This window comes from Micromonospora olivasterospora, assembly GCF_007830265.1.
Classification (GTDB): domain Bacteria; phylum Actinomycetota; class Actinomycetes; order Mycobacteriales; family Micromonosporaceae; genus Micromonospora; species Micromonospora olivasterospora.
Window position 1 is genome coordinate 5,999,790 of record NZ_VLKE01000001.1, and the last position, 23,899, is coordinate 6,023,688.

A 23,899-nucleotide genomic window follows, 5' to 3' on the forward strand; every position below is an offset into this window, starting at 1 on the left:
CGGCGTCGCCCGGGTCGTCTCCCACACCGACACCCTGGCCGGGCCCTGCCCCGCGCCCGGGCGGAGGTGACCCTCACCGTGGCCGCGCTGGGCACCGACACCGCCAGCGACAAGACCACGGAGATCGCCGGCACCACCACCGCGCTGCTGCACGGCCCCGGCGACGTGGTCGGCATCGACCCGCAGGAGATCATCCGCAGCTACCCGGCGCCCGGCGCGGAGAACGTCGAGGTGTCCCTGCTGGCCGCGGTGGAGTTCGACAGCCCCGAGCTGCCGTGGCTGTACACGCCGGCCCGGCCGGACGCCCGCGGCGCGCTGCGCCCGTGGCTGGTCCTCGTCGTGGTGCCGGCCGGCGAGGGCGGGGCCGAGCTGCGCACCGAGCCGGGCCAGGCGCTGGCCCGGCTCGCCACCACCGTCCGGCAACTGCCGGCCCTGGCCGACTCGTGGGCCTGGGCGCACGCCCAGGTGCTGGTCACCGGCGACGAGGACGTCGCCGCGGTGATCGCCGACGCCCCGGACCGCACCCTGTCGCGGCTGCTGTGCCCGCGCCGGCTCGCCGCCGGCACCGACTACCTCGCCGCCGTGGTGCCCGCCTTCGCCGCCGGGGTCCGCGCCGGGCTCGGCCAGCCGGTCGACGACACCGGGCCGCTCGCCCCCGCCTGGGGCCCCGACTCGGCGCACCCCGGCCCCGACGACGCGGTCCTGCTGCCCGTCTACCACCACTGGACGTTCCGCACCGGCCCGGACGGCGACTTCGAGTCCCTGGCCCGCCGGCTGCGCCCCCGGGTCCTGCCCGCCGACGTCGGCCGGCAACCGGTCGACATCGCCGCGCCCGGCGGCGGGCTGCCAGCCGGCGCCGACGAGGGGGTGGAGGGGCGGTCCGTCCTCGGCTTCGAGGGGGCCCTCGCCGCCCCCGGCATGACCCCCAGCGTGTGGGCCGACGACGTCCGCACGGCCTGGGCGGGCGCCCTCACCGACCTGCTGCGCCACGCCCAGGACCGGCTGACCCCGCCGCTGTACGGCGACATCCACACCCAGCAGGGGCAGCTCCCCGCCGGCGGCGCCGAGCCGCGCTGGCTGGCCGGGCTCAACCTCGACCCCCGCTACCGGGCCGCCGCCGCGCTCGGCACCCAGGTGGTGCAGCGCCACCAGGAGGACCTGGCCGCCGCGGCCTGGGAGCGGGCCGCCGCGCTGCGCGAGACCAACGAGCAGCTGCGCCGCGGCCAGGCCGCCCGGGACACGGCCACCGCCCTGTTCGCCCGCCGGGTCGACCCGGACACCCCGGGCGCCGCGGTGACCGACGACCAACTCGTCGCCATGACCCAGCCGGTGCACGACCTGGTGGACGCGTCCGGGCCGGCCGCCGCCCGCGCGGCCGGGCCCGCCGCCGACGAGCCGCTGGACCGCCGGCTGGAGGCGAACCCGGGCGCCCGGGCCGCCACCAGCGCGCCGGTACGCCGGCTGCTGCGCCCCCGCGGGCCCCTCGCCCGCCGCGTCGACCCCGACGCCGGTCCGGCGGCGCTGGTCCGGCTCGCCGACGGCACCAGCCCGGTGCCCGCCGCGCGCGTGCCCGCCGGCGGCACGGTCCTCGACACCCTGGTCACCGACGGCCGCGGCCTCGGCTCGCTCACCCGGGCCGTGATCGAGCAGGCCGCCCGGAACCCGTGGTGGCACACCAGCGGCACGGCGGCGACGAAGGTGGTACGGGCCCTGGCCTCCGACGACCCGGTCACCTTCGTCACCACCAACGGCGGCGACCTGCTCGGCCCCGACCGGTTCTTCCTCGGCACCGCGGACGGGCGGCTGTTCGAGCGGCGCCGCGTCGCCCCGGACCAGTGGGTGTGGCGGGACCACGGCGCCCCGCCGGGCACCGCCGTCGCCACCTCCGGCGCCGCCGTCCCGCCCGACCGGGTGTACGTGCGCACCCGAGACAGCCGGCTGTTCGAGCGGCGCTGGGACGGCGACCGGTGGGTGTGGACCGACTGCGGCGCCCCGCCGCTCGGCGTGCGCAGCCGGCCCGTCGCCGGCGGCGACCAGGTCTACCTGCTCGGCGGGGACGGCAGCCTGCACCGCTACACGCCCGCCACGAGGGTGTGGACGGCACTGGGCGCGCCCGCGCTGCGCTCCGGCGAACGGCTGTGGGGCTCGCCGCGCCCGTCCATGAACGGCGTGCTGGTCGCCACCACCCAGCAGCGGCTGTTCGGCCACAACGGCGGCTGGCGGCAGGTCGGCACCGACGCCATGCCGCCGGTCTGGGGCTCCCCGGCCAGCCAGCACACCTACCCCGGCGAGAACCGGACCGGCTACTCGTACGTCACGCCCGACGGGCGACTCGTCTCCCAGTACGCGGACGGGTCGATCCTGCCGCACGACGCCGCCCCCGACGGACGGCGCGTGGTGTCGCTGGCGCAGCAGGCCGCGCCGCTGGGCAACGACGAGGAGCTGGCCATCATCACCCTCGGCGCGCCGGCCGCCAACCCGGCGGACCTGCGGCTGATGCGGCGCTACCGCTACTACCACGACCTGCACGAGCGGTGGTACTGGGGCTGGGACTACGTCACCACCACGGTGCCCGCCGGCGGCCTGGGCCGGCACCGTCCCGGCCCGTTCGTCGGCGACTCCCGCACCGGCGAGCTGTACGCCGTCACCGCCGACGGCCGGCTCACCTCGTTCCGCTGGGGTTACGCGGTGGCGGCCTGGATCGACCACGGCCTGCCCGCCGACCCGCGCGGCGCCGGCCCCGACGGGGCGCCCGCCCCGGCACGCCTGCGGTTCGCCCCCCGGGTGGGGCTGCTCTCGTCGCTGCTGTTCACCCACACCGTCGCCCAGGGCACCGGCAGCCGGCCGCGGGTGCAGGTCGGGCACCACCTCGGCGACGACGGGACGGTGCAGGAGCGCACCCTGACCCCGGCCGTCAACGGCCCGGCGATCCCGGTCGCGGCCCGCGCCACCGCCACCACCATCGGCGCCGTCCAGCCGGCCGGCCCGCCCTGCCTGGTGACCGCCGCCCTGCTGCCGGGCACCACCGCCGGCACCTGCCGGATCGCCTACTGGATCGGCCGGAACGCCGACGCCACCGGCGCGGCCACCGGCGGCTGGTCCGGGCCGTACGACCTGCCCGACCCGGTCAGCGCCGACGCGGCGGGACTCGACGTCGCCCTCGCCGACCTGGACGACGACGGGCAGCCGGAGCTGATCGTCGCGTACGGGGTGAGCCGCCCCGGCGGCGCCGACAACCGGGTGTACTACCGCGTCGGGTGGGGCCTGGACGACGCCGGCGCCGTGACCCGCGGCTGGAGCGACTCCCAGCCCACCCCGCAGCAGCTCGGCACCATCACCTCCGTCGGCGTCGAGGTGGTCGACATGACCGGCGACCAGGTCCCCGACCTGCTCGTCTTCGCGGCCGGCACGGTCGGCACCACGCCGGTGGCCCGCTATCTCACCGGGCGCGGCCTGAACCGCCGGGGCCGGATCGTCAACGGCTGGACCGCCCCGCAGCCGGTGCCCGACGAGGCGGCCGTCGCCGGCGCGGCCGGGGCGGGGGTCGCCGTGGCCGACGTGACCGGCACCCGCCGCCCCGACCTGGTCGTCGCCTGGCGCACCGGCGCCACCGTCACCTGCCGCACCGCCTTCGACCTCGACCCGGCGGGCGTACCGGTCAACTGGAGCGCCGCGGCGACGGTGACCGGCGCGGCCGACGCCGGCGCCGCCCGCGGCTGCACCGTGGCGATCGCCGACCTGCGCGCCGACCTCGTCGCCGACCGGGCCCGGATGGGCGACGACTTCATGTCCGCCGCCGCCAACCACCAGGACCGGCTCGCCCCGGCGCAGTCGCTGGCCCGCGACCACCGTCCCGCGTCCGTCGACCTCGCCGCCGCCGCGGCGGCCGTCCGGGAGACCGTCCGCCCGGAGACCGCGGTGGCCGGGGAGGTGCTGGCCGGCCTCGCCCTCGGCGGCGACCTGGTCGACGCCCTGCCCGACAGCGGCGACCCGCTGCGGCGGCTGCTCGCCGGGGTCACCTTCAACGTCCCCGCCTACGAGCTGCTGCGCGGCCTGTCCCAGGAGCACGTGGTGCCCAACCTGCCCGCGGTGGCGCCGGAGACCATGACGGCGCTGGCCGCCAACCCCCGGTTCATCGAGGCGTTCCTCGTCGGGCTCAACCACGAGATGAGCCGGGAGATGCTGTGGCGGGAGTTCCCCGCCGACCCGCGGCAGACCTGGTTCCGGCAGTTCTGGGACGTCCGCGGCGCCGTCTCGGCCGGCGCCCCGCTGACCGACATCCCGCCGCTGACCGACACCGCCTGGCGCAACGGGCCGCTGGGCAGCCACCTCACCGCCGTCGGCGCGCCCGGCGAACAGTCGCTGGTGCTGGTCGTCCGCGGCGAACTGCTGCGCCGCTACCCGTCCACCATCGTCACCATGCGGGCCGCCACCTGGACCGGGCCCGAGCAGCGCGTCCCGACCGGGCCGGACATCCTGCCCATCTTCACCGCGCGGCTCTCCCCCGACCTGCTGCTGTTCGGCTTCCCGTACACCGCCGTCACGGCCCGCGGCGCCACCCGGCAGAGCGCCGGCTCCGCCGGCTACTTCTTCCTGCTGCGCGAGCAGCCGGCCGCGCCCCGCTTCGGCGTCGACCTCACCGGCGACCCGCTGCCGCCGGACGCGGTGGTCTTCGCCGCGCGGCCGGACGGCAACGCCGCCGACACCGCGCTGGCCATGCTGCAACGCCCCGTCCTGCTCGCCCGCCACGCCAGCGACCTGCTACCCGAGCCGGAGAACAAGTGAAGACCACCTCGTCGTACGCCGCGAACCGGCCCCCGCTGGCCAGCGCGCTGACGCAGACCCCGTGGACCCTCTCCCCGCAGGCCCCGGCGGTCATGCTGCCGGTGCGCCTGGAGACCCGCTTCGCCGGCGCCACCCTGAAGATCCGCGTCTACCCCGACCAGATCCACGTCGACGACCACGAGCCGGGGCTCACGGCCGAGGAGGACGCCGCGGGCCGCGCGTACTGGGGTGAGGGCCGGCCCGGCGGAATCACCGGCACGCCCGACGAGGCCGCCTGGGCCGACCTGGTCCGCCGCTTCGGCGCGCCTCGGGCCGGGTGGATCGCCCGGGTGATGGAACCGACCGACGGGAACTTCCCCGACCCACTGCCCCGCCCCGGCCCCTGGTGCGAGCCGGCCCGGGCCCGGCTGCTGCCCACCCGCTGGTACGCGGTGGGCCGCACGGTCAGCGGGCGGCTGTTCACCGGCACCTCCGGCCCGGTGACCCCCGACCTGCCGGTCGGGCCCAGCCCGGTGCCGCCGGAGGGCACCAGCACCCTCGCGCAGGCGCCGGCCGAGGCGCTGCCCGTGGACGCCGGAATGCGCTGGACGGTCGACTTCGCCGCCGCCCTCGGCGCCGGCATGGCGCTGACCGTCACCGTCCCCACCGACGGGGCGGGGCGGCCGGAGACGGTGGAACGGCTGCTGGTGTTCGGCCTGGACAGCGCGAGCACGCCCGCCGAGGCGTCCCGCGCGCTCGGCCGGCTGTTCGAGGCGCACGCCGCCACCGACGGGCTGGCGTTCCTCGCCCCCGACAGCCCCACCAACAACACCGTCACCGCCACCCCGGCGGCGGAGCCGACCACCGCCGCGCCGAGCAGCGGCGACAGCGCCGCCGACGCCCAGGCGCCCGAGGCCGCCGCCGCGCTCGTCGCCGACGCCCTCGGCGTACATCTGACGGCGGAGCCGGACGACGCGCTCAGCGCGGCCCGCCGGCGGCCGGCCCGCCCGGACGCCCCCGCCGCGCTCGCCCGCGGCACCGGCGCCACCGTCACCGACCGGCCCACCGGCGGGCTGGTCCGCCGGGCGCTCTGGCCGGCCAGCTTCGGCGGCCTGCTGCGGCACCTGCTGCCGGTCGCCACCCCGGCGGAGACGGCCGCGGTGCGCGACCACTTCGTCGCGCACGTGCACGCCGAGGGGCCGCTGCCGACGCTGCGCGTCGGCCGCCAGCCGTACGGGCTGCTGCCCGTGGCGAGCCTGCGGGACTGGCGCCCGGCCGGCGGCGGCGAGGCCCGGGCCGTGACGCTGCTGACCCGGCTGTGGCAGCAGGTGTGGCTGCCCTCGCGGATCCCCCGGATCGTCCCCGGCCTGGCCGACCCGGAGCGGGCCCTGCTGGACGTGCTGGCCACCGACGCCCGGGTGCTGGAGGTGCGGGCCCGCAGCATGCTCGGCAACGAGTACGTCAGCTGGTTGTGGCGCTTCGCCCGGCTCGGGCTCGGCCCGGACTGGCGCGAGCAGGTCGTCGAGCCGGCCCGGGACCTGCTGGCCGCCCTGGGCCTGGGCGGCGCCACCGACCCCCGGCTGTCCCTGGCCGTCTTCGCCAAGGAGGCGTACGCCCTCGGCACGCCCCTGCTGGACGGCCCCGGGACGCCGCGGGCCGACCGGATCGGCGCGTACCTGCGCGCGCTCGCCGCCGTCGGGCTGCACGGCGACGAGGTGCCCGCGCGCCCCGGCGAGGGGCCCGTGCCGCTGTTCCACCGGCTGCTGCGCGCCGCCCTGATCGCCGAGCACTCCGCCGCCGCGGACGCGTTCGCCGCCGAGGCGGCCCTGCCCGCCGCCGCGGAGATCCCCGAGCCGGAACTGGTCGACATCCGCCCGCACGACCGCACGCCGGTGCTGCGCCGCCGCCTCGGCGTCGACGTCCCCGGTGCCGGCGGCGCGACCGTCGGCGGCTACCTCGCCGACGTCCACGACGACCCGCGGCAGGTGCGGGCCACCACCGAGCTGCGGGCCTTCCGCGCCGCGCTGACCGGCCTGGCCGACCTGCTCGACGACGGGCTGTCCCCCGCCGACCTGCACCGCCACGTCGCCGGCACGCTGGGGCTGGCCGCGCACCGGCTGGACGCCTGGATCACCTCGCTGGCCACCCGCCGGCTCGCCCGGCTCACGGCCGGGCCGCACCCCGGCGTGCACGTCGGCGGGTACGCCTGGCTGGTCGACCTGCGGCCGGCGCAGCCCCCGCGGATGGTGCCCCGCCCCGACGACGTGCCCCCCGAGGTGGCCCCGCCGACGCTGCCGGCCGCCCCCGAGGGGGCCGGGCACGTCCACGCCCCGTCGCCGGCGCAGGCCGTCACCTCGGCGGTGCTGCGCAGCGCCTGGCGCTCGCACCGGGGCGGCGACCAACCGCTGGCCGTCGAACTCTCCTCCCGCCGGGTCCGCCTCGCCGAGCAGCTCCTCGACGGCGTACGCGCCGGGCAGAGCCTCGGCGCGCTGCTCGGCTACCGTTTCGAACGCGGCCTGCACGACCACCCGGACGGCCCGCTGGACGCGCATCTGCCGCTGTTCCGCCGGCTCGCGCCGGTCCGCGCCCACCGGGTCGACCCGGCCCCGGGCGGCGCGACGGTCACCGCGACGGTGGAGTCGGCGCGGACGGTCGACGGGTTGGAGCTGCACCGGCTGCACCAGGCCGGCACCATCGACGCCCAGCTCGACGCGCTGCCGGCCGGCGCCCGCGCCGCCATCCGTGACGTCCTCGCCGACCTCGCCGACGCCACGGACGCGGTGGCCGACACGCTGCTCGCCGAGAGCGTCCACCAGCTGGCCCTCGGCGACATGAACCGCGCCGCGGCGGCCGTCGACGCCGCCTCCGGTGCCGCGACCAACCCGCCGCAGTTGCACGTCACCCGCACCCCGGCGACCGGCGCGACCCTGACCCACCGGGTGCTGCTGCTGGTCAACGTCGACGAGCGGGCGAGTCAGCTGCGCCGGGACTGGCCGGCCGGCCGCGCCCAGCACCCGCGCATCGTCGGCGCCGCCGCGGACGTGCTCACCTCCGTGCTGCTGCCGCCGTCGCCGCGGGTCTGGTGGCGGTACCGCTGGCACGCCCCCGACGGGATCACCGCGACACCGTGGCAGGCGGCGAGCCTGGACCGGCTGCAGCTGCCGGCGATCGACCTGCTCGCCGCGCCGCCGCACCCCGGCCGGCCCGGCGACGCCGAGCTGGACCGGCGCATCGCGCTGGACGCGTGGGGACCGCTGCTGCCCGCCGGGGTGAAACCCGACTGGACGCTTGAGCTGGACTACGACCGCGACCCCGCCTGGCCGGGCGACCGGGTGAGCCTGGCCGAGTTCCTGCACGCCGTGAACGTGCTGCGGGACCTGGTCGGCCGGTCCCGGCCGGTGGTCGCCGCCGACCTCGGCCTCGACGCCGACGCGCCGCCGCAGGTCGACGACGTCGCCAAGGCACAGGCCGGCGAGCTGTGGCAGGCGGCCCGGGACGCCGCCTCGGCGCTGGCCGACGTGCCCGCGGTGGACGCGCCCGGCTGGGACGAGGCGGACGTCCGGCTCCTGCTGGACACCGCCGCCGGCTTCGGCGTGGTCGGGGCCGTGCCGCCCCCGCCGGCCGCGGGCGCCGCCGGCGCGGTCGCCGACGCGGCGGTGGTGGCCGCCGCCGAGCTGGCCCGCCGGCTGGCCGCGCACTGCCGGGTCGTCGCGGAGCTGCACGACCGGGCGCCGTGCCCGCCGTCGGCCTGCGCGTGCGTCCCGGCGACGGACTTCGACCGGCCGAGCGCGCCGCCCGCGCGCCGCCGCGAGGCCCAGATCGCCCGGGTGCGGGCCCTGCTCGGCCCCGACATGCCGGTCCTGACCCGCGCCACGGCGCCGCAGCCGGCCGACCTGGCCACCGCCCTGGACGCCAGCGACGCCCTGCAGGGCGGCTCGCCCCACCCGGTACGCCGGTGGCTGTCGCGCTACGGCCGGGTCCGCCCCGCCGTGGGCCGGTTGCAGGAGGTGCTCACCGCCGCGGAGGCGCTCGACGCCGGCGGCGTGGTGAAGCTGCCGACCACGGTCCAGGTGGCGCAACTGCCGTACGCCGAGGGCGACCGCTGGGTCGGCGAGGCCGCGCCGCGGCCGGGCACCGAGCCCGTGTCGCTGGTGGTGGTCGCCCCCGGCGGCCTCGACCCGGCCCGGCCGGTGCACGGCCTGCTGGTCGACGAGTGGACCGAGGTCGTCCCCGCCGGCCGGGTGCAGACCGGCCTCACCTTCGAGTACGACGCCCCGGGCGCCGCCGCGCCGCAGGCGGTCCTGCTGGGGCTGGCGCCGGAGGGCGTCGCCAGCTGGCAGCCGGCCACCCTCGCCCAGGTCCTGGAGGAGGCGCTGGACCTGGCCGTGGCCCGGGCCGTCGACGTCGACTCCCTCGGCGCGGCCGGGCAGTTCCTGCCCGCGCTCTACTTCCCGACGAACGTCGCCGAGACCGCGACGACCACCGATTTCGTCCCGGACGCGACGCTGACGCCGCAGGGCGGACAGGAGGGCTCGTGACCACCGTCGAACAGCCGGCGACCACGCCGACGCCCCCGTCGGTCACCACCTGGACGCGGCTGGAGCCGCGTACCCGGCGGGCCGACCTGGCGCCCGCCGTGGAGGCCCGCATCGCCGACCCGCTGTGGCTGCTCGCCCGGCAGTGGCAGCTCGGCGAGTTCACCGGCGAGGACGCCGGCTCGCCGGTCGGCGCCCGGGTGCACGCCGAAGCCGCCCGATTCACCCGCTACCGGCCCGGCACCGGCTCCGGCAGCACCGTGGGGCTGCCGGAGGCCGCCCCGCTGGAGGCGGTGGTGGAGCGGGAGGCGGCCGCCACGGCCGGGGACCTGCGGTTCGCCGTGGAGAGCGGCCAGCAGCTGCTGCGGCTGCTCGCCGACGCCGGCGCCGGCTCGCTGGCGGCGCGGCTGTGCGCCACGTACCCCGTGCCGGCGACCCCGCCCGACGCCGCGTCCGCCGCGGACGCCGAGACCGTCGGCTACCTGCGGATCGCCGCGGGCCGGGTCCCGCACGGGGACCTGGCGCTGCGGGCCTGGGCCGAGGGCCGGTTCCTCGGCGAGAACCAGGTGCCGGCGGCCCTGACGGCGGCGGTCACCGCCGCGGTCGCCGACTGGCTGGCGTGGCTGGGCGTGCCGGAGCGGCCCGCCGGTCCACCCGCGGGCTACCTGCTGCAACTGCCCGCCGTGCTGGCCCCCGGAGCTTCCCGGCCGGCCGCGCCGCCATGGCCGCCGGCCGACTTCACGCCGCTGTTCAGCGCGCCCGGGCAGGAGGGACCGGCGTGGCGGCGCGAGCGGATGGAGTACGACTTCGCCGTCGGCGCGCACGGCTCCGGCGGCGAGCTGGTGCTCACCGCCCACGAGTACGACGGCGACCGGTTGGACTGGTACCACTTCGACCACGAGCCGGGAGCGACCCTGGAGGCCCGTCCGACGGTCGAGGACGTCGTGAAGGTGCTGCTGCCCACGCCCGTCGCGTACGCCGGCATGCCGTCGACCCGCTTCTGGGAGCTGGAGGACGCCCGGGTCAACCTGGCCGGCATCGGCGCCGGCGCCGGGGACCTGGCCCGGATGTTCCTGGTCGAGTACGGCCTCGTCTACGGCAACGACCACTTCCTGGTCCCGCTGGAGTTGCCGGTCGGGTCCGCCACCCGGATCCGCTCGCTGATCGTCACCGACACGTTCGGCGTCCAGACGCTGGTGCCCGCCGCGCCCGACGGCACGGCGCTGTTCCGGCCGTCCGGTGCGACCTCCGGCGGGGCGGCCGACGTCCTGGTGCTGCCGGCGACGGCCGCCCAGACGCTGGACTCGGAGCCGGTGGAGGAGGTCCGCCTGGGACGCGACGAGATGGCGAACCTGGCGTGGGCGGTCGAGCGGACGGTCACCGGCGCCACCGGCCGGCCGATCGACCGGACGGCCCAGGTCGGCCGTGCGGCGGTGCCGCCGCGGCCGCCCGTCGACGAGGCGAGCGGGACGGTGCCGGCGCTGTCGTACTCCTTCGCCACCAGCGTCCCGGAGAACTGGGTGCCGCTGATCCCGGGGCCGACGCAGGACCGGCCGGACGTGGTCCGGCTGCGCCGGGTCCCGCTGCAGCAGCCGTCCCGGCAGGGGCCGCCCGTCGCGGTGACCGGCTTCAGCCGCCTGCTCGACTGGCGGTGGCGCGCCGACGGCGAGCTGGTCGAGTTCGCCGTCCCCGAGGAGGAGGTGCCCCGCGCCGGCGCCCGGGTGCTGCGTCAGTGGCAGCTCGCCCGGTGGAGCGACGGCTCGGTGCACCTGTGGCTGGGCCGTGCCCGGCGCGCCGGCACGGGCGAGCTGTCCAGCGGCCTGCGCTACGACACCGTCGAACCGCGCTGAACGACCCCTCACCCGCCGTAGACCAAGGACCAGCGGAGAAAACGATGACGATCACCTGGAAGAACGAGCTGCCGCTGCCGATGGCCCGGCCCCGGTACTACGACTACCAGTACCTGCGCGCCGGCGACCTCAGCCAGGCGCTGGACTACCTGCTGGCCCGGCAGAACCTGGCCGCCCGGCTGCTGCTGCCGCGTGGCGTGGTCACCGGCCTGGACCTGACGCCGACCGGCAGCGACGTGACCGTCGGCCAGGGCGTGGCGATCGACGGCGACGGCCTGGTGATCGTGCTGCCCGACAGCACCCGCAAGACGCTGCCCGGCGACGGGTCCTGGTACGTGGTGATCCGGTACCACGAGTACCTCAGCGACCGGCGCGACGAGGGCGGCGTCGCCGCCGACACCCGGTGGACCGAGGAAGGCCGCGTCGAGTTCAGCGCCGGCCTGCCCACCGACCCGGCCCACACCATCGTGCTCGGCCGGGTCACCCGCGCCGGCGGCACGGTCACCGTGCAGAGCACGGGCCGGGTCGTCGCCGGGCTGCGTGTCCCGGCCGGGGCGATCGTGCCGTCGGTCGGGTCGGGCGCCCAGTCCGGCATCACCTTCCCCCCCGACCCGGGCGGCGGCAGCGGCGACGAGGCGTACATCCGGTACTGGGCGTACAGCGGCGAGAACACCATCCTGCGCATCGCCAACAACAACGACGCCGACGACATCATCGCCTTCACGCAGGGCGGCGCGGACCGGCTGCGCGTCGCCGGCTCGATGCTGCACCTGGGCAGCCTGGAAGGCGCCGTCGTCGGCAACGGGCAGGTGGTCAGCGCGCTCGGGTTCTGGGGCCCGGGCATCCAGCACGCGCAGCTGTCCTTCCGCGCCGGCCGGGGCTTCGAGCTGGTGGACCGCAGTGCCGACGGTCCGGCGCTGGGCTACACCGAGGGCAGCAAGCCGTACACCGACCTGGCGGTGCGGGAGCTGCGGGCCGCGACCCTGCGCGGGCGCGGCGGGCTGTCGCTGACCGCCGAGGGCACCTTCGCGCTGCGCGCGACGGGTGGGGTCACCGTGGTCCGGGACGCCAACGGCAACGGCGACCTGACCGTGCAGGGCGGGCTGTCGGCGCAGGGCCTGTCGGTGGCCGGCGACCTGTACATGCCCAACTGGAGCTCGATCAACGGCGGCACGCGGCTGCACATCAACGGCCCGGAGCGGCTGCACCTGCTCAACACCGCCGGGGTGTGGGTCGGCTACGGCGGCGGCACCGGGGCGGACACCGGCTGCCTGTGGGTGGAGAAGCGGGGCCACTTCGGCGGCGACGTGCGGATGAACGGCTCGGTCATCGTGGGCCCGTCGACGCCGCCGATCGCCTCCTGGAGCGGCGGCGGCCTCAGCACGTTCGACCTGTTCGCCTCCGCCGCCATCTACGTCGGCAACGAGTCGAGCGGCTATCCGGTCACCCTGTACGCGAACGGCACCATCAGGGGCAAGTCGAAGCAGTTCGCCATCGACCACCCGCTGGACGCGCCGGACGCCGCCGAGCGCCGCCAGCTGATCCACGCGGCGCTGGAGGGGCCGGAGAACGGCGTCTACTACCGGGGCGAGGGCCGGCTGCGCGGCGGGGCCGCCGAGGTGCGCCTGCCCGACTACTTCGAGGCGTTGACGCGGGCGGAGGGCCGGACGGTCACGCTGACGCCGATCTTCGAGGACGACGAGCCGGTCTCGCCGCTGGCCGCGAGCCGGGTCCGGGACGGTGGCTTCCGCGTCCGCACCGTCGACGGCGCACCGGCGGAGCACGCCTTCTACTGGCAGGTCTACGCCGTCCGCGCCGACCTGGAGCCACTCGCCGTGGAGGTTCCCGCGCCGCGCTGAGGCGGGATGGCGGGCCGCCCGGCCGGCGTCGGGCAGCCCCGGAACCGCCTGGTGCGCTACCGCGCGACGGGCCCGACGGCAAGCCGTCGTCGGGTCCCCGTCACCGGAAAGACCTGAGTGGACACTCAGCCGCGCCGGTCGGGCCGGCACCCTCGCCGACCTGGCGAAATTGCCGCCCGCCGGGCTCGCACCGGCGCGCCGTTCCACCGTTGGCGCGGGCGGTCGCGGTGACTTGAATGAGTCTCGGAACCGTCCGCACCCGACCGGAGCGCTGCCGGCGGTTCCCTCGCCCCCATGACACTCGACCCGAGGAGGCCGCCATGATGCCGACCGGCTGGTGCCCCGGAGACCGGTCGGTGACCGGGATGCTCGCCGCCTACCCGGAGACCAGCTGCGTGCGGATCTTCTTCGGGCCCGGCGACGGCCTCCCCGCCTCGGCCTGGACCGACACCAGGCTCCGGCTGGCCCAGGTGCCCGCCCACGCCGACGTCATCGTCTCGCACAAGGACCCGGACGTGGACGCCGCCGCGTTCGTCGCCGCCTGGCAGGCGACCGGGCGGACCGGGCGGCTCATCCTGGTGCCGCACCACGAGCCGGAGCAGCAGAGCGGCGGCGACCCGCCCCCGGCGACGTTCCGCCGGTCCTGGACCCGCACCCGGGAACAGGTGGGCGACCATCCCGCCCGGCACGACGGCCGGCTGCTGCTCGCGGTCTGCTGGACCCTCCAGTGGGTCCGCCGGGTCGACGCCGCCGGGCGCCGGGTCAACGACTGGCGCACGTGGTGGCCCACGCACGAGGCCGACGCCGTCGACCTGGTGCTCGGCGACTGGTACCCGTACGACCCGACGGCCCGCAATCCGTTCCGCCCGGCCGCCTACGAGGACCCGGCCGCCGCGCTGACGGTCATGACGGAACTCTCGGCCGAGACGGGCAGCCCGTGGGGCATCGCGGAGATCAACCACTCGCGGATCACCAAGGCCGGCGGGTTCGGCGTGGACCTGGACCCCGACGGGAGCCGGTGCGCCGACTGGTACCGGCGGATGCACGCCTGGGCCCGCGACAACGGCTGCCAGGTCTGGGCGCACTTCCACCGCGGAGGCGGGGATCTCACCGAACGGCCGGCGGAGGCGCGGGTGCTGCGGGAGCTGATCGCCCAGGAGGCGGCCGCCCCGCGGCGGCTCGCGCCGGCGCTGGAGACGTTGCGCGGCGAGATCGAACGGCGGTGGCCCGGCCCCGGCCGCGTGCTGACCGACAGCGGGCACCACGCCGACCACCGGCCCAACGTCCGGGGCGCCGTCGACGCGATCGACGTGGACGTCGCCGGCCTCGACGTCGAGGCGCTGCTCGCCGCGTTCACCCGCCACCCGGCCGCCGGTGCCTGGGTCCACGCCGGACGCGGCGCGCGGGCCGACGACGGATGGACAATCCGCCCGTACGCCGGCACCAACCCCGGCGAACGACGGTTGCACCTGGCCCTGCGGCCGACGGCCGAGGCCGAGCAGGACCGCGGCCCGTGGCTGCTCGCCGGGGACGACGGGACGGACGCCGGCCGGCTGCTCTCCCTGCTGCGGGACCCGGCGGTGGCCGCGCAGCTGCGGGCCCTGCCGTGGCAGTACACCGGTGCCGGCCTCCCGCGCGGCATGTCGGCGCTGGACGTCCTCCACGAGCTGCTGCTGACGGTCCGCGCGCTCGGCGAGATCGTCGCCGAGCAGAGCCCTGACCCGGCGCGGGTGCGCGCGGCGCTGGCCCCGCCGCGGGGGACGCCGACGCGCTCGCCGCCGCGGCGGCCGCCGAGGACGCCCGACAGGCCCCTTCCGAGCGGGGCGGAGGAGACGCGACGGCCGTCTCGGACACCGACATCGACTACCAGGTGACCGTGTTCGAAGAGGACGACGACCCCGAAGCCCTCATCGGCGACGCCATCGAGTTCGACCTTTCCGTCGAGAAGGAGAAGTGACGTGACCGCGCACCTCGCGCCCGTCCTGCGGGTGCTACGTGAGGAGATCAACGCCCGCTGGCCGCACCGCGACCGCGGCTCGGACGGCTGGATCGGCGACGCCGCCCACCAGGCCCGGCAGTCCGACCACAACCCCGACCGGGACGACTCGTCGGTCAACGCGTTGGACGTGGACGTCGACGGAATCGACCCGCTCCTGGTGGTGCGCCAGTGCATCGCCCACCCGTCCACCCAGTACGTGATCCACAACCGGGTGATCTGGAGCCGGAGCCGGGGATTCGCCGCCGCCCGCTACACGGGCTCCAACCCGCACACCAAGCACCTGCACGTGAGCGTCAGCCACCAGCGGGTACTGGAGGACAGCACCCGTTCCTGGGGCATCGCCACCTCGACCGCCCGGCGGCTGGGCGATCGCGTGCTTCGCCTCGAGTGCCGGGGCGGCGACGTACGGGAGTTGCAGACCCTGGCCAACCGCCTCGGCGCCCGGCTCGTGGTCGACGGCGTCTTCGGACCGCGGACCAACGCCTGGGTGCGGAGCTTCCAGAAGGCCCACGCCCTGGAGCTCGACGGCATCGTCGGCCCGGCCACCCTGGCCGCGCTGCGGAAGGCGACCACGCCCCCGAAGCCGCAGGCGGGGCGCGCCCCCGGCTCGCGCACCCTGCGGCGCGGCAGCACGGGCGAGGACGTCGCCTTCGTCAAGCGATTCATCGGGGCCCGCCGCTGCGGCCCGGCCGGCCCGGACTTCGACGAACGCACCGACGCCGCCGTGCGCTGGTACCAGCGGATGCGTGGCATCGCCGACGACGGTGTGGTCGGCCGGATCACCTGGGGGCAGATGGGCATCCGGGTCACCTACTGAGAGCTGGCCGGCCGCCCGCGCTCGTGGGGGGCGGCGGCGCGTCCCCCTTCCGGACCTGTTGCGAGACGTCGACGGCGTGTTCTCATACCGGGACGGCGATGCTGGTGATCCTCTCGCGGCGGCCCCAGGACTCCTGCATGAACATGTTCACCCCGGGCCAGGCGGACCGGATGAGCGATGCCTGGGTGGCGTTCCGGGCCGGCGGCGGCAAGTAACCACGCCCTCGTGGCACCTGTCGGGGTCGATGGGCCGCCGGCTGGCGGCCCGTCGACCCCGCACCCGAGCGCCGCTGTTTTCCTTCAGGCGCTTCGCGCGTGGCCGGACCGGCTTGACCAGTAGGTCCGGACGTTGACGAACTCGCGCAGTCCTGTCGCCGCCCCCGGCATGGTCGGCCGCGACCCGGGCACCGCGACCCGCTGACGCGGTCAGGCGAATGCGAGGGAGCCGTCGGGTCGCACCGGAAGGGACCGTTCCCAGTGCACGTAGTCGTCGGTCGCCAGCGCCGCCTCGTCGATGGTGACGCCCCAGCCGGGCCGGTCCGGGCGAAGCTCCAGGTGCCCGTCGACAGGCAGGTAGGGATCTGGGCACCAGGTCACGTCGTCGAACTTGTACTCGAGGTACGCGAAGTTGCTGCACGCGGCGGCGAAGTGCACATTGTGGGCGGTCGCGAGCGGCCCCATCGGGTTGTGCGGCGCGACGGGTACGAAGTGGGTCTCGGCGAGGGTCGCGATGCGGCGCATCTGGGACAGCCCACCCACGACGGCGATGTCGGGTTGCAGGATGTCCACCCCGCCGGAGCCGAGCAGCGCGAGGAACTCGTTCGGCGTGTAGAGCGACTCCCCGGTGGCGAGCGGCACCGTCAGCGCGGCACGCAGGTGCGCCCACGCGGGGACGTACTCCGGCCGGATCGGCTCCTCGAAGAACATCGGCTGCCAGGGCGCAAGGGCGTTGCCCAGTTGGATCGCCTTGTACGGCTCGAAGATCTTGGCGTGGGCGTCGAAGGCGAAGTCCCAGCGTGGATCGGCGGCCTCCCGGACGGCGGCGAAGTAGTCCGCGGACTCCTTGACGACGAGGCCCCAGCGGCGATTGTGCAGGTCCCCGCGGTACGGGCTCAGCTTGAACGCGGTCAGGCCGTACCGCTCGTGCAGCTCGGCGGTGATGTCCCGCGCCGCGACCGGGTCGGGCGCCGAGTAGACGCCGCAGTAGACGGGGACCCGGTCCCGGGTACGGCCGCCGAGCAGGGCGTAGACCGGCACGTTCAGCGAGAGGGCAGTGATCTCCCAGAGCGCGTGGTCGATCGCGGCGATCGCGGCGAGGCCCAGCGCCCCGGGTGGGAACCGGGCCAGCCGGAGGAGTTTCTGCGTCACGAACTCGACCCGGCGCGGGTCCTCGCCGGCCATCTGCCCGAGCAGGTGCTCCAGCAGCGGCAGCAGGGCGCGGTCCGGGCCGTGGTTGTACGCCTCGCCCCAACCGCTGACGCCCTCGTCGGTGTCGACCCGGACGAGCACCCTGGGGCGGTCCCCTACGCGCTGTAGGTACGCCTTCAAGCCGCTGATCCTCATGCCGCGGCCGTCGCCTCGACCGGCGTCCGCACCAGCTCGCCCGCCATGCCCCAGTCGGCCAGGACCTCCCGCACCTCGTGTCGCTCGGCCTCGGTGAGTTGGCTGCTCGGGGCGCGTACCTCCCGGCTGCACAGGCCGAGCTGGGCGAGGGCCTCCTTGACCGCGCTGACGTTGTGGGCCGAGTTGTTCCGGGCCCGGAGTTCCTCGAAGCGGCTGATGCGGTTGATCAGCTCCGCCGCCGTCACGTTGTCGCCGGCCCGCAGCGCGTCCCGCAGGTCCAGCGAGATCCGCGGGTTCACGGTCACCAGTCCCGAGGTGAAGCCGGCGGCGCCGTGCAGGGCATAGCTGAGGGCGTAAGGCTCGGCGAGGCCGGCGACCCAGGTGAACCGGTCGGCCCCGCCGCCTCGCGGGTCCGGGCGAAGGCGACGGGATCCGCGACGGCGTACTTCACGCCCACCACGTTGGGGCACCGCTCGCCCAGCTCCCGGATCATCTCCCCGGTCACGTGGGGCGTCTTGACGTACAGGACGATGCCCAGCTCGCCGAGTTCCCCCGCGATGGCCGCGTGGTAGTCGATCCAGCCCTGGCTGGAGATGTACGGGTGCAGCGGCTGGTGCACCATCGCCATGGTGGCCCCGGCCGACCGCGCGAGCCGGCCCTCCTCGACGGCGGTCTGCACGTCGAGGCCGATTCCGGCTACGAGCGTGGCCCGGTCGGCGACCGTGCGGCCGCTGAGCTCGAGGAGTTCGCGCCGCTCGCGCGCGGTGAGCGCGTAGAACTCGCTGGTGTTGCCGTTGGGGGTCACGACGTGCACGCCCGCGTCGAGCAGGCGCTCGAGAAGACGGACGAAGGTGGCCTGGTCGACCCGGTTGCCGTCGAACGGCGTCACCGGGATCGCGACGACGTCGGCGAGCGCGCTGCCCGAGGGGCTCATGTGCCGGACTCCAACTGTTCAAGGGCCCGCTGGGCCCGCTGACCGAACGTGTAGATGTGCGCCTCGGTGAGGCGGCGGGCCTCGTCGCTGTCGCCGCGGCGGGCCGCGTCCAGGATCGCGGCGTGCTCCTCCGCCTCCGTGTCCCAGGACGGGAGGCTGTTCCAGGCGGTGACCGTGATGAGGGCGGTCTGGTCCCGCAGGGAGTCGAGGATGCCGACGAAGACCGGGTTGTCGCAGCCGGCGTACAGCAGCCGGTGGAACTCCCGGTTCGCCATGCTCCGCTCGGCGCCGTCGCCCGCCTCGGCCGCGCGGTTCAGGGCGTCCTGGGCGGGCCCCGTGTCCAGCCCGGCCTCGACCGCCCGCTGCACCGCCGCCGGCTCGAGCAGCACCCGGACGTCGAACACGTTGTGCGCCATGCGCGCGTCGACCACCCGGACGAGCGCCCCCCGGTAGTCGCTGATCGTCACCAGGCCGACGCCGGCGAGTGTCTTGAGCGCCTCCCGGACGGGAGTCTTCGACAGCCCGAACGACCGCGCGAGGTCGGCCTCGACGAGTGGCTGACCGGCGCGGAGCTCGCCGTTCAGAATCGCCGTCCGCAGCGCGTCCACGACGAAGCCCGTCCGGGACGCGTAGACGACGGTGGGCGCAGCAGGCGCAGAACCCACGTTTTCTCCTTCCATCGGTGGCTCACCGTACCACACTTGCGGAGTCTGATCGATCGTATATCATCCACCAGATCCCATCGCCCTCGACGATCACCCGAGCTACATCAACCCCCGTCCCCCAAGGAGAAGCCCCAATGGAGCATCGGAGCCATTCCGCTCAGCCCTCCCGGTCCCGCCGCCGACCTCACGTCGGCCGGCGGGCGCTCGCGGCAGCGATGGCGTTGGCAGCGCTCGCCCTCACCGCCTGCGGCGGATCGACGCCGGGCAGTGCGGGCGCCGACGGCGAGGTGACGCTTCAGCTCTGGGACACGGACACGCGCCCCGAGCGGTCCGCCAACCTGAAGCAGCTCATCGACATGTTCGAGAAGAAGAACCCGGGCATCAAGGTCACCTACCTGGGGCTGCCCACCGACTCGTACATGCAGAAGATCGACACCGCCATCGCGACGAAGTCCACCCCGGACCTGCTGACGCCCAAGGCCTCCGACCTGTCGGCGCTCGTCGCGCAGGGTGCGCTCGCTCCGCTCGACGACCGGTTCGCCAAGGGCGGCTGGGCCGAGCGGGTCGACCGGTCCATGGTCGACATCACCAAGGCCGCCGCGCCCGACGGCAAGCTCTACATGACCCCCGCCACGAGCCTCGCCGACGCCGTCTACTACCGCAAGGACTGGTACGACAAGGTGGGGCTCGGCGCGCCGGCGTCGTGGAACGACTTCTTCACCGCCGCCCAGAAGCTCACCGACAAGGGCAGCGGCCGGTTCGGCTACACGATCCGGGGCGGAGCGGGCTTCTTCCCGCAGTTCGTCCAGATGGTCTACCCGCAGGCCGGCGTGGCGTCGTTCTTCCGCGAGGACGGCACCTCCACCCTCGACGACCCCGCCGTCGTCGAGGCGGCGCAGAAGTACGTCGGCCTCTACAAGACGGCGACGGCCGAGAGTGACCTGACCGCCGACTTCAAGGCGATGGTCGCGCAGTTCACCGCCGGCGGCGCCGGCATGCTGAGCCACAGCATCGGGTCGTACCCGACCATCACGAAGACCCTCCAGCCCGCCGCGGTCGGCGTCGCCGCGCCGCTCCCCGCCGCGGACGGCAGCACCGTCCTCACCGGGCGGGTGACCACCGGCTTCGCGATGTTCAACAACAGCCGGCACCGGGACGCCGCCTGGAAGTTCCTGGAATTCACCATGAGCCAGGAGGGCAACAGCTTCTGGGCGAAGGCCTCCGGCTACATCCCCGGCAATCTCGCCGTCGAGAAGGAGTCCTGGGTGCAGGACAGCCCCGTCCTCAACGCTGCCGTCGCGGCCGGCAAGGCGCCCAACGTCAGGTTCCTCAACCAGCCGTACTACCTGCCCGAGTTCAACTCGATCACCAACACCGACATGCGGCCGGACTGGCAGCGGGTCCTGCAGGGGCAGCTCTCCGTGCGCGAGTTCCTCACCACCTGGGCGGCGAAGCTGACGCAGGCGCAGCAGCGCTACCAGAAGCTCAAGAAGTAGCGCGCGACGCGCCCGTTGCGATGTGCGAACCGACCGCGCGGCACGGCTCCGCTCGGCGGAGGAGAACCCCTCGCCCGGCGGAGGCCGTGCCGCCACCACCCGGATCCCGGGCCCAGCCCATCCTCGACCTGAGAGGCCCGCATGACGACAAGTGCCGCCGCGTTACGCCAGCGACGGCGCCGGGACCGAAACTGGCACCCGTACGCCCTGATCGCCCCCGCGGCGATCCTGGTCCTGGTGTTCCTGCTCTACCCGGTCGCCAGCGTCTTCTACTACGCGCTGCAGAACTACAACGTCACGCTCCCGATCTACAACGGCTTCGCGGGGCTGGACAACTTCCGCGCGATCGCCGAGGACCCGCTGTTCTGGGACAGCCTCGCGTTCACCGGCAGATGGGTCCTGGTCGAGGTCGGCCTGCAGTTCGTGTGCGGCCTCGTGCTCGCGCTGCTGATCAACCAGTCCTTCGCCGGCCGGGCCGTCGTCCGGGCCCTGGTCTTCTCGCCCTGGGCGGTGGCCGGCATCCTGACCACCACCATCTGGATGCTCATCTACAACCCCTCCACCGGGGCCGGCTACTACCTGGCGGAGATGGGGCTCGGCTCGTACGGGACCTCGCCGCTGTCCGGCACCACCTCGACGTTCTGGGCCGTCGTGCTCGCCGAACTGTGGCGCGGTGCGCCGTTCTTCGCGATCCTCATTCTCGCCGACCTGCAGTCGGTGCCGAACGACCTGTACGAGGCGGCCGACGTGGACGGCGCGGGCCGACTGCGCAAGTTCGTGTCGATCACCTGGCCGCACATCCGGCGGGCGGTCGTCATCGCGGCGCTGCTGCGCGGCGTCTGGGAGTTCAACAACGTCGACCTGCTCTACACGCTCACCGGTGGCGGGCCCGGCCACGCCACCACCACGCTGCCGCTGTACGTCGCGCAGACGGCGATCCACAAACACGACTTCGGGTACGGCTCGGCGCTCACGGTCGTCGCGTTCCTCATTCTCGCGGCGGTCACCGTGCTGTATCTCCGCATGACCAGGCTAGGACGGGAAGACACATGACTCTCGTGCAGGAAGTAACCGGCCCGGCGCTCGCGAGGACGAGCGTTCCCCGGCGGAAGCGCACCCGATCCTGGGTCGACCGTGCCCTGCTCGTCGGCCCCCTGACGGTCGGGCTGCTGTTCACCCTGGTGCCGTTCTACTGGATGCTGCTGTTCGCGCTGCGCCCCGCGGGCTCGACCTCGCTGGTGCCCTGGCCCGTCACCTTCGACCACTTCGCGGCCGTGTGGAACGGCTCCGGGTTCGGCGTCTACTTCCTCAACAGCGCGTACGTCGCCCTGGTCAGCCTCGTCGTGTCGACGGTCATCGCGCTGCTCGGCGGCTACGCGCTCGCCCGGTTCAGGTTCCACGGCAAGACCGCCTTCATGGTGGTCATGCTGTGCACCCAGTTCATCCCGGGCGCCATGATGCTCATCCCGCTCTTCGAGGTCTTCAACACCCTGAGCCTGACGAACTCGCTGTGGAGTCTCGTCGTCGCCGACACGGTCTTCCACCTGCCGCTCTCGCTGATGCTCATGGCCGGGTTCATCCGCAACGTCCCCGTCGAACTGGAGGAGGCCGCCTGGGTCGACGGGTGCAGCCGCCTGTCGGCGTTCCGGCGGGTGGTGCTGCCGCTGCTGCGGCCCGGCATCGTCGCCGTCGGCTCCTTCGCGTTCATCAGCGCGTGGAACAACTTCCTCTTCGCGGTGATGTTCCTGAGCACCCAGGACCGGTTCACCATCCCGGTGGGCCTCAGCTACCTGCTCGGCGAGTACGGCGCGGACTTCGGGGCCCTCGCCGCCGGCGGCGTCGTCGCCGTGGTGCCCGTCGTCCTGGTCTTCGCGTACGTGCAGAAGTTCCTCGTGCAGGGCCTGAGCGCAGGGGCGGTGAAGGGATGACCGAGGGCGTTCCCCCGAGGGTCGACGCCGACCTGGTGGACGAGACCAGCCCGGACAGGGTCGACGAGACGTGCCGCGCCTCCGCTCGGGCCTGGAACGACTTCCGCCTGCTGCCCCGTCGCCGACGGGCCGCCCTGCTGCGCGACATCGCCGACGCGCTCCAGGACGCGCGCCACGAGATCGTGCCGCTGGCGCACGCCGAGACGGCGCTCCCGGTGCCGCGCCTCGACGGCGAGATGGACCGGACGGTCCAGCAGGCGAGGTTCTTCGCCGACGTCGTCGAGGACGGCGGCTACCTGGAGGCGACGATCGACCACGGCGGTCAGGGAACGCCGGAGCTGCGGAAGATGCTGCTACCGGTCGGCCCCGTGGCGGTCTTCGCCGGCGGCAACTTCCCGTTGGCGTTCAGCGTCTTCGGCGGGGACACGGCCTCCGCCGTCGCGGCGGGATGCACGGTCGTCGTGAAGGCCCACCCGGACCATCCGCGCACCGCGGCCGCCACCCTCGCCGCCGTACGCCGCGGGTTGCGGGACCTGGACCCCGGCGTCGTGGCCATGGTCTCCGGCTTCGCGGCGGGCGCGGAGCTGGTGCGGCACCCGCTGATCCGGGGCGCGGGCTTCACGGGCTCGCTCGGCGGCGGACGCGCGCTGTTCGACCTCGCCAGCAGCCGGCCGACCCCGATTCCCTTCTTCGCCGAGATGAGCAGCGTCAACCCGGTGGTGGTCACGGAGCTGGCCGCCAGCCGCCGAGGGGCGAGCCTCGGCGCCCTCCTCGGCCAGGCGATCGTCGGCAGTGTGGGGCAGCTCTGCACCAAGCCCGGTCTCGTCTTCCTGCCCCGGGCGGCCGGCGGCGCCGTACTCGTCGCCGGGATCCGGGACGCCATGACCGCGGCCGGGCCCCAGCGTATGCTCTCCGGCCCGATCGCGGCCCGGTTCGCCGAGGGGCTGGACGGCTGGCGGGGCGGCGTCCGGTTCGAGGTGGACGGCGTCCTGGACGCCGACACGGCCGCCCCGTCACTCGCGGCGGTGTCGATCGCCGACCTGCGACCGTCCCTCACCCACGAGGTGTTCGGCCCGGCCGCGATCATCGTGTGGTACGACGCCCTGGACCAGGTCACCGACGCGATCGAGGCGCTCGGCGGCCAGCTGACCGTCTCCCTCCACTTCGAACCGGAGGACCGGACCGCGCTCACGGCCCTCGTCCACACCGCCACCCGGCAGGCGGGCCGGGTGCTCGCCGCCGGGGTACCGACCGGCGTACGGGTGGGCTGGGCGACGACGCACGGCGGCCCCTACCCCGCGACCACCGCCGCGGGCACCACCTCCGTCGGCGCCGCCGCCATCGCTCGCTGGCTACGGCCCGTGACCTGGCAGGACGCGCCGGAGTGGATGTTGCCGGACGAGCTGCGGGACGAACCTGAGGCGCCGCTGCCCCGCCGGGTCGACGGTCACCTGTCGCCCCGGTCGTGACGAACGTCGGCGGGGGCGGAC

13 protein-coding genes and 2 pseudogenes are annotated in these 23,899 nt (G+C 75.3%); 10 read left to right on the forward strand and 5 right to left on the reverse strand.

The window, feature by feature from the left end:
- Nucleotides 1–66 precede the first annotated feature (66 nt).
- From JD77_RS27425 to JD77_RS27450, 6 genes are all read left to right on the forward strand, one after another.
- Complete coding sequence (locus JD77_RS27425) at nucleotides 67–4,785, forward strand: hypothetical protein (RefSeq protein WP_145776774.1); 4,719 nt, start codon at nucleotides 67–69, stop codon at nucleotides 4,783–4,785.
- Nucleotides 4,782–9,302, forward strand: a complete 4,521-nt coding sequence (locus JD77_RS27430; RefSeq protein WP_145776775.1) for a hypothetical protein — start codon at nucleotides 4,782–4,784, stop codon at nucleotides 9,300–9,302. Before JD77_RS27425 ends, JD77_RS27430 begins: the two co-directional genes overlap by 4 nt.
- Nucleotides 9,299–11,149, forward strand: a complete 1,851-nt coding sequence (locus JD77_RS27435; protein ID WP_145776776.1) for a hypothetical protein — start codon at nucleotides 9,299–9,301, stop codon at nucleotides 11,147–11,149. The genes JD77_RS27430 and JD77_RS27435 overlap by 4 nt, the downstream gene beginning before the upstream one ends.
- A gap of 44 nt (nucleotides 11,150–11,193) precedes the next feature.
- On the forward strand, nucleotides 11,194–13,008 hold the full coding sequence (locus tag JD77_RS27440) for a hypothetical protein (protein ID WP_145776777.1): 1,815 nt from the start codon (nucleotides 11,194–11,196) through the stop codon (nucleotides 13,006–13,008).
- Nucleotides 13,009–13,328: 320 nt separating this feature from the next.
- Nucleotides 13,329–14,882 carry a hypothetical protein gene (locus JD77_RS27445; RefSeq protein WP_145776778.1) on the forward strand — a complete coding sequence of 518 codons (1,554 nt, stop codon included), beginning with the start codon at nucleotides 13,329–13,331 and terminating at the stop codon, nucleotides 14,880–14,882.
- An 84-nt stretch (nucleotides 14,883–14,966) separates the two neighbouring features.
- Complete coding sequence (locus JD77_RS27450) at nucleotides 14,967–15,824, forward strand: peptidoglycan-binding domain-containing protein (RefSeq protein WP_145776779.1); 858 nt, start codon at nucleotides 14,967–14,969, stop codon at nucleotides 15,822–15,824.
- 425 nt (nucleotides 15,825–16,249) lie between these two features.
- Here JD77_RS27450 and JD77_RS27455 read toward each other — a convergent pair whose 3' ends face one another.
- From JD77_RS27455 to JD77_RS35710, 5 genes and pseudogenes are all read right to left on the reverse strand, one after another.
- Nucleotides 16,250–17,386: a mandelate racemase/muconate lactonizing enzyme family protein gene (locus tag JD77_RS27455; RefSeq protein ID WP_145776780.1), complete on the reverse strand. Its 1,137-nt coding sequence runs from the start codon at nucleotides 17,384–17,386 to the stop codon at nucleotides 16,250–16,252.
- On the reverse strand, nucleotides 17,383–17,724 hold the full coding sequence (locus JD77_RS34865; RefSeq protein WP_281292191.1) for a dihydrodipicolinate synthase family protein: 342 nt from the start codon (nucleotides 17,722–17,724) through the stop codon (nucleotides 17,383–17,385). The genes JD77_RS27455 and JD77_RS34865 overlap by 4 nt, the downstream gene beginning before the upstream one ends.
- A complete protein-coding gene (locus JD77_RS27460; protein ID WP_211372698.1) occupies nucleotides 17,688–18,320 on the reverse strand; it encodes a dihydrodipicolinate synthase family protein in 633 nt (210 codons plus the stop codon). Before JD77_RS27460 ends, JD77_RS34865 begins: the two co-directional genes overlap by 37 nt.
- Nucleotides 18,317–18,712: pseudogene (locus JD77_RS35705) on the reverse strand (GntR family transcriptional regulator); the annotation flags it as partial. The pseudogene JD77_RS35705 and the gene JD77_RS27460, both read right to left, overlap by 4 nt.
- A 54-nt stretch (nucleotides 18,713–18,766) precedes the next feature.
- A pseudogene (locus JD77_RS35710) lies at nucleotides 18,767–19,000 on the reverse strand (GntR family transcriptional regulator); the annotation flags it as partial.
- A 119-nt stretch (nucleotides 19,001–19,119) separates the two neighbouring features.
- On the opposite strand from JD77_RS35710, the gene JD77_RS27470 reads away from it, so the two are divergent.
- From JD77_RS27470 to JD77_RS27485, 4 genes are all read left to right on the forward strand, one after another.
- Entirely contained in the window at nucleotides 19,120–20,481 is a 1,362-nt protein-coding gene (locus tag JD77_RS27470; protein ID WP_145776782.1) for an ABC transporter substrate-binding protein, read from the forward strand.
- A 141-nt stretch (nucleotides 20,482–20,622) separates the two neighbouring features.
- Entirely contained in the window at nucleotides 20,623–21,534 is a 912-nt protein-coding gene (locus JD77_RS27475; protein ID WP_145776783.1) for a carbohydrate ABC transporter permease, read from the forward strand.
- Nucleotides 21,531–22,409, forward strand: coding sequence for a carbohydrate ABC transporter permease (locus JD77_RS27480; protein ID WP_145776784.1), 879 nt, complete (start codon nucleotides 21,531–21,533; stop codon nucleotides 22,407–22,409). The genes JD77_RS27475 and JD77_RS27480 overlap by 4 nt, the downstream gene beginning before the upstream one ends.
- Nucleotides 22,406–23,878: an aldehyde dehydrogenase family protein gene (locus JD77_RS27485; protein WP_145776785.1), complete on the forward strand. Its 1,473-nt coding sequence runs from the start codon at nucleotides 22,406–22,408 to the stop codon at nucleotides 23,876–23,878. Before JD77_RS27480 ends, JD77_RS27485 begins: the two co-directional genes overlap by 4 nt.
- Nucleotides 23,879–23,899: the final 21 nt, after the last annotated feature.

Bases quoted from the DNA above. Each gene is read 5' to 3' on its own strand.
- JD77_RS27460 (WP_211372698.1), bottom strand. From the start codon at position 18,320: ATGAGCCCCTCGGGCAGCGCGCTCGCCGACGTCGTCGCGATCCCGGTG.
- JD77_RS27470 (WP_145776782.1), top strand. From the start codon at position 19,120: ATGGAGCATCGGAGCCATTCCGCTCAGCCCTCCCGGTCCCGCCGCCGA.
- JD77_RS27445 (WP_145776778.1), top strand. From the start codon at position 13,329: ATGATGCCGACCGGCTGGTGCCCCGGAGACCGGTCGGTGACCGGGATG.
- JD77_RS27480 (WP_145776784.1), top strand. From the start codon at position 21,531: ATGACTCTCGTGCAGGAAGTAACCGGCCCGGCGCTCGCGAGGACGAGC.
- JD77_RS27440 (WP_145776777.1), top strand. From the start codon at position 11,194: ATGACGATCACCTGGAAGAACGAGCTGCCGCTGCCGATGGCCCGGCCC.
- JD77_RS27455 (WP_145776780.1), bottom strand. From the start codon at position 17,386: ATGAGGATCAGCGGCTTGAAGGCGTACCTACAGCGCGTAGGGGACCGC.
- JD77_RS27475 (WP_145776783.1), top strand. From the start codon at position 20,623: ATGACGACAAGTGCCGCCGCGTTACGCCAGCGACGGCGCCGGGACCGA.
- JD77_RS27485 (WP_145776785.1), top strand. From the start codon at position 22,406: ATGACCGAGGGCGTTCCCCCGAGGGTCGACGCCGACCTGGTGGACGAG.